The sequence below is a fragment of the Phaeovulum sp. genome, assembly GCF_041596715.1.
Lineage (GTDB): Bacteria > Pseudomonadota > Alphaproteobacteria > Rhodobacterales > Rhodobacteraceae > UBA6213.
In genome coordinates this window covers 1-8913 of the sequence record NZ_JBFHIA010000125.1, presented here as the reverse complement: position 1 = coordinate 8913, position 8913 = coordinate 1, and the positions used below count along the sequence as shown (strand labels likewise).

The window sequence follows — 8913 nt, the reverse complement described above, 5'->3', positions numbered from 1 at the left end:
TTGCAGGTCTTTTGTGGCCTTGCTGGGCTTTTCCGCGCGCTCGATTTCGACATAGGCGCGCAGGCGATCAGCATCCGAGTTCGGGCGTTCATGGTCTGCAATATGTCGCGTCATGGCGTGCTCCTTCTCTCTACGGACCCTCAACATAACATCTGCGGGGCGAGATTTCACCCCTGCGGCGTCATTGCCTTGCGCTGCCGAGCACGTTCCAGCCCAAGAGCGCGCTCTCGCCAAATGATCAAAACGCCCGCCAGAATCACCAGCGAGGCCCCGCCAAGCATGATCAGCGTGGGAACTTCGTCGAAGATGAAATAGCCAATCGCCAGCGCAAAAATCATCGAAGCGTATTCGAAAGGCGCAATCACTCCGGCGTCCGCGTAGCGGTAGCTTGAGGTCAGAAATATCTGGCCCAAACCGCCAAGAAGCCCTGCGAGCACCAGCAACACCGCCTCGCCCAAGGTGGGAATCACCCAACCGAACGGCAGTGTGACAAGGCTGAGCACGCTTGCGGTGACGGAAAACCAGAACACGATGGCGCTGGTTCGCTCGGTTGCGACCAGTTTGCGCACGAATACTTGCGCCAACGCCGAACAGAGCGCCCCCATCAGCACCACGACAGCGCCTAGAGCCTCGCGCTCATTTGCTACGCCCACACCACTCAAACGCGGCGAAAGCACGATGAGCACACCCACCAACCCAAGGGCCACTGCGGTCATGCGAAAGGCCCGCACCTGCTCGCCCAGAAACATCGCCGCGAAAACAACCGTCAGCAACGGCGAAGCATAGCCGATTGCCGTAACCTCGGGCAAAGGCAGCAACCCAAGGCCCGCAAACCCCAGCCCCATCGCCGTGGTTCCCAGAACGCCACGCCAGACATGCCCTATAGGGCTTGCCACCCGGATTCCGCTTTGCAGCTCTCGCCGAGCGGCCAGCCAGACAAGAATCACCGGAATCGCGAAGAACGAGCGAAAGAACACGGCCTCTCCGGCAGGCACATGCGCCGACGACGCCTTGATCAAAGACGACATGGCGATGAAAACCAGCACCGAAATCAGTTTTAGCAGGATACCGCGCAGAGGTGACATGGCGCCACGTTAGCGCCCCCACAGTACCAAAGGAAAGACCACCAGGCGTTCCGGTTACAATTCTTCGGCCAGCCGCGCCGAGGCCCAGGCGGCCGCATCGGCCACGGCCTCGTCTGCATCGCCGCGCAACCCCTCGGCTACGCGGCGCAAATCGGCAACGCCGGAATTGCCAATCGCATACAACACATTGCGCACCATCCGGTCGCGCCCGATCCGCTTGATCGGGCTACCCGAAAACCGCGCGCGAAAACCGGCATCATCCAGCGCCGCGAGTTCCGCCAAAAGCGGTGGCTCTGCCTCGCGCGGGGTGTAGCGCAACTCGTGCGCCGCTGCGGCAAACTTGTTCCACGGGCAAACCGCCAGACAATCGTCGCAGCCATAGATGCGGTTTCCCAGCAATGGGCGCAGCGCCGGATCGACCGGTCCACGATGCTCGATCGTCAGGTAGGAAATGCAGCGCCGCGCGTCGAGTTGCCAGGGCGCGGGAAAAGCCTTGGTCGGGCAGATGTCGAGACAGGCCGTGCAAGCACCACAATGCTCGCGCTCGGGCGGATCGGGTTCCAGATCCAGCGTCGTGAAAATTGCGCCCAAAAAGAACCAATTGCCCAGATCGCGCGCCAAAAGGTTTGTATGCTTGCCCTGCCAGCCCAAGCCCGCAGCCGCTGCCAGCGGTTTTTCCATCACCGGCGCGGTATCGACGAATACCTTGATCTCGCACCCCGTCTCGGCCACCAGCCAGCGCCCCAACCGCTTTAGCCGGGCCTTGACGATATCGTGGTAATCGCGGCCCTGCGCATAAACGCTGATCGCGCCTCGCTCTGGTCTTTCTAAAACGGCCAAAGGGTCGCCCGCGGGTGTGTAGACCTCGGCAAGCATCAGAACCGAGCGCGCGTCGGGCCAGAGTGCCGCGGGGTTGCCGCGCCATTCCATCCGCTCGGCCATCCAACCCATTTGCCCGTGCCGTTCAGCCGCCACAAACGCCGCCAGCCGCGACGCCAGTTCTGGCACCGCGTCGGGCCGCATGACCCGCGCCTTGGAAAACCCCTCGGCCAATGCCTGATCGATCAGCCGCGCTTTCATGCGCCCCTGCTTCCTTGCTGCCAAAACATCGTCGGGCGCGTGCGCCAGACTGCTCCGATCCCTCAGAAATCGAGCTCTGCATATTGCGGCGATGGCGGCATCCCCGGCACATGGTCCGCCAAAAGCGAGCGGAAAGCAGGCCGCGACTTGATCTTGGCGTACCAGTCCTTGACCGTGACCGAGCGGTCCCAATCGACATCAGAGATGTAATCGAGGCAGCTCAGATGCGCCGCTGCGCTGAAATCGGCAAGGGTCAGCACGTCGCCCGCCAACCAGCGGCGCTGATCCAGCAGCTCGCCCATGTAGTCTAGATGCCGCTTGATCGCGCTAAGCCCCGATTTCACGGTCTTGCTGTCTGGGTAGCCTTCCTTGCGGATCTTTTTCCAGACCCGCTCACCCATAACCTTTGTCGTGACGTCCGCGTTGAACTTGTCGTCGAACCACGCGCAGAGGCGCCGCACCTCGTAACGCGCCTGTGGGTCGCGCGGCAGCAAGGGCGGGGTCGGCACGGTTTCGTCGACATATTCGCAAATCGCTTGGCTTTCAGCCATGATCCGCCCGTCGAGCCGCAGCACCGGCACCTTGCCCGCGGGGTTGCGGCGCAAAAACTCGGGCGAGGCTTCCCAATACCGCTCTTCGACCAGTTCGACCTCGATCTTCTTCTCGGCCAGCACAAGGCGGACCTTGCGGCAGAATGGAGAAAGAGCGACGTGGTAAAGACGGTTCATCCGAATGGCCTGCGTGAGGGTAGCTTCTTTGTGATAGCGACGGTGGGGTGGTGGATCAATGGGCAAGGCCCGACTTGCCGCGCAATCCTCTGCCCAATCCCCGCGTGATTGGCGCAAGAGGGTTCGGTATGCGCAGCTTTTCGCAGCGGATCAGCCTTCTTGCACTATCCAGCGCGGATGCGCGGTGCGAACGCGAACACTTTCCCAGTGCTTGCGGGCTTCCCCGCGCCTTCGCCAAAATCTCGCACAGGGTATTCGGCCAGCAAGCGAAGCCGGTGGCGCGGCAGATGCTTGCGCCCCGGATCGCCCACCAGAACCGTGATCCCCGCGCTTGTGCAGTGGTCGAACCAACGGGTCATGCGTGCTGCAACATCGGCGGCATAGAACACATCACCCGCGGCAATCAGATCTACCTCTGGCGGAGGTTCGCAGGTGACATCTTCACCCAATACCTTGATGCCGACGCTGTTGACTTCGGCGTTCAGCGCGCTGGCGGCTGCGCCAAACGGGTCTGTATCGGCGCAAATCACGCATTCCGCCCCGACTTTGGCTGCGGCAATGCCAACCACCCCGGACCCCGCGCCAAGGTCGAGCACGCGCAGCCCGCGCGCGACTTCGTGGTTCTGCAGAAAATGGCGGGCCAAAGCGGCACCCCCCGCCCAAAGATAGGCCCAATAGGGAATGGAGCCCAAACGCGAAAGCCCACTGCCCGAATGCGCTTGAAAAAGCGTGATCTCGGGCAGAAGCGGTGCCGGGGCGGGCCGCAGGTTTTCGCGGATGAAGGCGGTGGCTTCGGGCAGCGTGCGGTTTACTCCCAACACGCGGTTCGCCCATCGGCCTTTATGGTTTCGGCCCCATCGGCAATCGCCTCGGCGCGGCGGCTTACAAATGCAGAAGGGTTGGCGGCATCGCGCCGCTTTGGGTCGGGCAAGACGGCGGCCAGCAGCGCCGCCTGCCGCGCGGTCAACTTGTCGGGCGTGGTGTTGAAATAGCCTTCGGCTGCGGCATGCACCCCAAAAACCCCGGTGTCGAACTCTGCCACGTTCAGATAGACCTCAAGCACTCTCCGCTTGGTCCAGACCAGTTCCACCATCGGGGTGATAGCGGCCTCGAACGCCTTGCGCGGCCAGCTTCGGCCCTGCCAGAGAAACACGTTCTTGGTGACCTGCTGGCTGATGGTAGAGCCGCCCCGTGTGCCCCCTTCGGCAATCGCCGCCCGTATCGCGGGCACGTCAAAGCCCCAGTGCAGGCAGAAATTGGCGTCTTCCGCCGCCACGACCGAGCGTGCCATGACCGGGTTGATGTCTTCAATCGGCACCCATTTGCGATGGGTCTGACCCAGCCGCCACCACTCGCCAAGAATGGTCATGGTGATCGGCGGGTTGACGAATGCGTAAATCGCGATCGAGGTCAGCATCAGCCCCGTCGCCAGCACAGCGCCACGCCAGAACCAATACCACACCCAGCGCAAGGCACGCGCTAGCAGGCCACGGCGCGGTGGTTCGGGCGGCTCTGGTGGGGCTGACTTTTTCTTTGCCATGCCGCAGGTAAGACACGGCCCCCGCCCCGGTCAAGGGGCAGGGGTGTGCGCCTTATTCGGCGGGCATCGCCGCGGCTTCGCGGGTCAGCGGATGCGGCAGATGCGCCAACATCTCGCGCGGGCAGACCTGAAGGAAATGGCCCTTTTCCTCGGCCCAGTTTTGCAGGATCTCGCGCGCCTTGACGCTGCCGGTTTCGGCAAAGTGCCGCTCGACCAGTTCCTTGAGCTGCGCTTCCCAATGCGGGTGCTCGATGCCGCAAGTAACCAGCGTTTCAAGGTTCATATAGCTGCGCGCGCGGCCTGCGGGGTTATAGACATAGGCCATGCCGCCGGTCATCCCAGCGCCGAAGTTGGCCCCGATCGCGCCAAGAATCACCGCCACGCCACCGGTCATATATTCACAACCGTTAGAGCCACAGCCCTCGACCACCACCTTAGCGCCCGAGTTTCGCACCGCGAAACGCTCGCCTGCGCGGCCTGCGGCAAAAAGGTAGCCCTCGGTTGCACCGTAAAGCACGGTGTTGCCGATGATCGTGTTCTCGCTTGCCACCAACCGGCTGCCCATCGGCGGGCGCACCACGATGATGCCGCCCGACAGGCCCTTGCCGACGTAGTCGTTCGCGTCGCCCATAACCTCAAGCTTCAGCCCCGGTGCCGCGAAAGCGCCCAGCGACTGGCCGCACGAGCCGGTCAGCTTGATCGTCAAATGGTCGGGCTGCAACGCGTTCTTCATGCCGAAATTGCGCACGATATGGCTGCTGGCGCGGGTGCCGATAGTGCGGTGCGTGTTGCGAACCGCATAGCTCAGCTGCATCTTTTCGCCGTCTTCGAAGAAACGTGCACCATCGCGCACGATTTCCGCATCAAGCGTGTCGGGCACGTGGTTGCGCGGTTTCGAGCGGTCGTAGACGATTCTGTCAAAGCCATCGACTGTAATCAGCAGCGGATTCAGGTCGAGATCATCAAGGTGCTCGGACCCGCGGCTGACCTGTGCCAGCAGGTCGGCGCGCCCGATCACCTCATCAAGGGTGCGTGCGCCAATGCTGGCAAGGATTTCACGCACTTCTTGCGCATAGAAGGTAATCAGGTTCACCACCTTGTCGGCGGTGCCGTTGAACTTGGCGCGTAGCACCGGGTCTTGGGTGCACACGCCCACCGGGCAGGTGTTGCTTTGGCACTGACGCACCATGATGCAGCCCATCGAAATCAGCGCGGCGGTGCCGATGCCGTATTCTTCGGCACCCATCATCGCCGCCATCACGATGTCGCGGCCAGTGCGCAGGCCGCCGTCGGTGCGCAGCGTCACGCGTTCGCGCAGCCGGTTCATGGCCAGCACTTGGTGCGCTTCGGTCAGGCCCATTTCCCACGGCAGACCGGCGAACTTGATCGAGGTTGCGGGGCTTGCCCCGGTGCCGCCGTTGTGCCCCGAGATCAGGATCACATCGGCCTTGGCCTTGGCCACGCCCGCGGCGATGGTGCCAACACCCGACGAGGCGACCAGTTTGACCGTCACCTTGGCGCGCGGGTTGATCTGCTTGAGGTCATAGATCAGCTGCGCGAGGTCTTCGATCGAATAGATGTCGTGGTGTGGCGGTGGGCTGATTAGCGTCACACCGGGGGTGGAATGGCGCAGGCGCGCGATCAGCGCCGTCACTTTCATGCCCGGCAGCTGCCCGCCTTCACCGGGCTTTGCCCCTTGCGCGACCTTGATTTCAAGCTCTTCGCAAGCATTGAGGTATTCGGCGGTCACGCCAAAACGCCCCGAGGCGACCTGCTTGATCTTGGCCGAGGGGTTATCGCCGTTTGGTTCCGGCACGAAATGCGCCGGGTCTTCGCCACCTTCGCCGCTGTCCGATTTCGCGCCGATCCGGTTCATGGCGACGTTCAACAGCTTGTGCGCCTCGGGCGACAGCGCGCCAAGGCTCATGCCGGGTGTCACAAACCGCTTCCGGATCGAGGTGATGCTTTCTACCTCTTCAATCGGCACCGGCTTGCCCAGCGGTTTGATGTCGAGCAAATCGCGCAGATGGATAGGCGGGTTGGCCCGCATCATTGCGGTATATTGCTTCCAAAGGTCGAAGCTGCCCTGCTCGCACGCGGTCTGCAAAATGTGCATCGAAGGCGCTTCCCAGGCGTGTTTCTCGCCCGATTGCCGCGCCTTGTAGAAGCCGCCGACCGGCAGGATAACTTGGTCATTGCTCCATGCGCGGGCGTGCACTTGTTCCAGCTTGCGCTGAATACCGTGCAGACCGATGCCGGAAATGCGGCTTGGCATACCGGGGAAGTATTCGGCCACCATCGCGCGGCTCAACCCCACCGCTTCAAAGTTCAGCCCGCCCCGGTAGCTGGAAATCACCGAAATGCCCATCTTGGACATGATTTTCAGCAGCCCCGCGTCGATTGCATCGCGGTAGCGGCGCATCGCCTCTTCCAGCGTGCCATCCAGCAACCCGCGAGAGACGCGGTCGGCCACGCTGTCTTGCGCGAGATAGGGGTTCACCGTGGTGGCGCCACAGCCGATCAGCACCGCAAAATAATGTGGGTCGATACATTCGGCTGACCGCACGTTTACGCTGGTAAAGGTGCGCAGGCCTTTGCGCGTCAGCCAACTGTGCACGGCGCTAGTGGCCAGAATCATCGGCATCGGCACCCGGTCGGGGCCCTGCGCCTCGTCCGTCAGCACAAGGTGGTTGGCCCCCGAACGCACGGCATCTTCGGCCTCGGCGCGAATACGCTCTAGCCCGTCGCGAAGCGCCTCTTGCCCGGCACCTGCGGAGAAGGTGCAGTCGATCGTGGTGACAGAGCCGCCAAACTGGCGCTTCATTTCCTCGAACTCGCCGTTGGCGATGAACGGGCTTTCGAGAATCAGAATCTCGGTCTGGCTGCTGTCTTCGTCGAGCACGTTCTTGAGGTTGCCGAAGCGCGTCTTCAGGCTCATCACCCGGTTTTCGCGCAGGCTGTCGATCGGCGGGTTGGTGACCTGACTGAAGTTCTGCCGGAAAAAGTGCGAAAGCGGCCGGTAGATTTTTGATAGCACCGCGGGCGGGGTATCATCGCCCATCGAGGCCAGCACTTCCTTGCCGTCCTCGGCCATCGGCGCGAGAATCTGTTCCAGTTCTTCCAGCGTATAGCCCGCCGCGATCTGGCGCTTGCGCAGTTCAGCCCCGGTGCGCAGCGTGTGTTCCGGCACATCGCGCATGATGTCGTTGAGGTTGATAACCTTGGAAACCCATTCGCCAAACGGCTGGCTGCCCGCCAGACGGTCTTTGATGGCGCGGTCGTGGTAAAGTTTGCCGGCCTTCATATCGACCGCGATCATCTGGCCGGGCCCCAACGCGCCTTTTTCGGCGATGTTGGACTCGGGCACCGGCACCATGCCCATTTCCGAGCCCGCAATCAGCAGCCCGTCAAGCGTCAGCACATAGCGCATGGGGCGCAGGCCGTTACGGTCCAGCCCGCCGCAGACCCAGCGACCATCGGTCATGGCAAGCGCCGCGGGGCCGTCCCACGGCTCCATCACCGCGTTGCAATAGGCATACATATCCTGCCAAGATTTCGGAATGTCGTCGGTGTAGTTCGACCAAGCCTCGGGCACGAGCATGGTCTTGGTCATCGGTGCCGAGCGACCAGAGCGCACCATCACCTCGAACACCGCATCCAGCGCGCCACTGTCTGACGTGCCTGCCGGGATGATCGGCTTGATATCCTCTGCCGCGTCACCGAAGGCCGAAGAGGCCATGCGGATCTCGTGGCTTTTCATCCAGTTGACGTTGCCTTTGAGGGTGTTGATCTCGCCGTTATGGGCCAACATGCGGAACGGCTGGGCCAGCGCCCATTGCGGGAAAGTGTTTGTCGAATACCGCTGGTGATAGATCACGAAGGCCGATTCAAACCGCTCGTCGCGCAGATCGGGGTAGAACACCGCAACCTGTTCGGCCAGCATCATGCCCTTGTAAATGAGCGAACTGCACGAAAGCGAGCAGATGTAGAGCCCCGCGATTTGCGCGGCCAGCGCCGCTTTCTCGATGCGGCGGCGGATGATGTATAGCTCGCGCTCGAAGGTTTCGCGGTCGATATCTTTTTCGCAGCGGATCAGGATTTGCTCGATTTCCGGCCGCGTCGCATTCGCTTTTTCGCCCAGCACATCGGTGTTCACCGGCACGTGCCGCCAGCCATAGATGTAATGGCCCATGCGCAGCACTTCGGTTTCCACGATCGTGCGGCAGCGTTCTTGCGCGCCAAAGTCGGTGCGCGGCAGGAACACCTGCCCCACGGCGATCAGTTTGGTCATGTCGGGCTCGTGCCCTGTGCGGCGCACCTGATCGTAGAAGAACTTGACCGGGATCTGCACATGGATGCCCGCGCCGTCGCCGGTTTTGCCATCGGCATCGACGGCCCCGCGGTGCCAGACCGCTTTCAGCGCCTCGATCCCGTGTTCGACGACCTGCCGCGAGGGGCTGCCATCAATCGAAACCACAAG

At 62.4% G+C, this 8913-nt stretch carries 6 protein-coding genes; all 6 read right to left on the bottom strand.

Going from position 1 to position 8913, the window contains the following annotated elements:
* Nucleotides 1-167: 167 nt before the first annotated feature.
* Complete coding sequence (locus ABY403_RS09775; RefSeq protein WP_372840607.1) at nucleotides 168-1085, bottom strand: DMT family transporter; 918 nt, start codon at nucleotides 1083-1085, stop codon at nucleotides 168-170.
* A gap of 54 nt (nucleotides 1086-1139) precedes the next feature.
* Nucleotides 1140-2165 carry a tRNA epoxyqueuosine(34) reductase QueG gene (queG, locus tag ABY403_RS09770; protein ID WP_372840606.1) on the bottom strand — a complete coding sequence of 342 codons (1026 nt, stop codon included), beginning with the start codon at nucleotides 2163-2165 and terminating at the stop codon, nucleotides 1140-1142.
* A 62-nt stretch (nucleotides 2166-2227) separates the two neighbouring features.
* Complete coding sequence (locus tag ABY403_RS09765) at nucleotides 2228-2893, bottom strand: glutathione S-transferase family protein (RefSeq protein WP_372840605.1); 666 nt, start codon at nucleotides 2891-2893, stop codon at nucleotides 2228-2230.
* A gap of 164 nt (nucleotides 2894-3057) precedes the next feature.
* Entirely contained in the window at nucleotides 3058-3714 is a 657-nt protein-coding gene (locus ABY403_RS09760; protein ID WP_372840604.1) for a methyltransferase, read from the bottom strand.
* Entirely contained in the window at nucleotides 3702-4433 is a 732-nt protein-coding gene (gene mtgA / locus ABY403_RS09755) for a monofunctional biosynthetic peptidoglycan transglycosylase (RefSeq protein ID WP_372840603.1), read from the bottom strand. The genes ABY403_RS09760 and mtgA overlap by 13 nt, the downstream gene beginning before the upstream one ends.
* Nucleotides 4434-4485: 52 nt before the next feature.
* The coding region (gltB, locus tag ABY403_RS09750; protein ID WP_372840601.1) for a glutamate synthase large subunit at nucleotides 4486-8913 on the bottom strand (4428 nt) is incomplete at its 5' end.

Bases quoted from the DNA above. Each gene is read 5' to 3' on its own strand.
- ABY403_RS09775 (WP_372840607.1), bottom strand. From the start codon at position 1,085: ATGTCACCTCTGCGCGGTATCCTGCTAAAACTGATTTCGGTGCTGGTT.
- queG (WP_372840606.1), bottom strand. From the start codon at position 2,165: ATGAAAGCGCGGCTGATCGATCAGGCATTGGCCGAGGGGTTTTCCAAG.
- ABY403_RS09765 (WP_372840605.1), bottom strand. From the start codon at position 2,893: ATGAACCGTCTTTACCACGTCGCTCTTTCTCCATTCTGCCGCAAGGTC.
- mtgA (WP_372840603.1), bottom strand. From the start codon at position 4,433: ATGGCAAAGAAAAAGTCAGCCCCACCAGAGCCGCCCGAACCACCGCGC.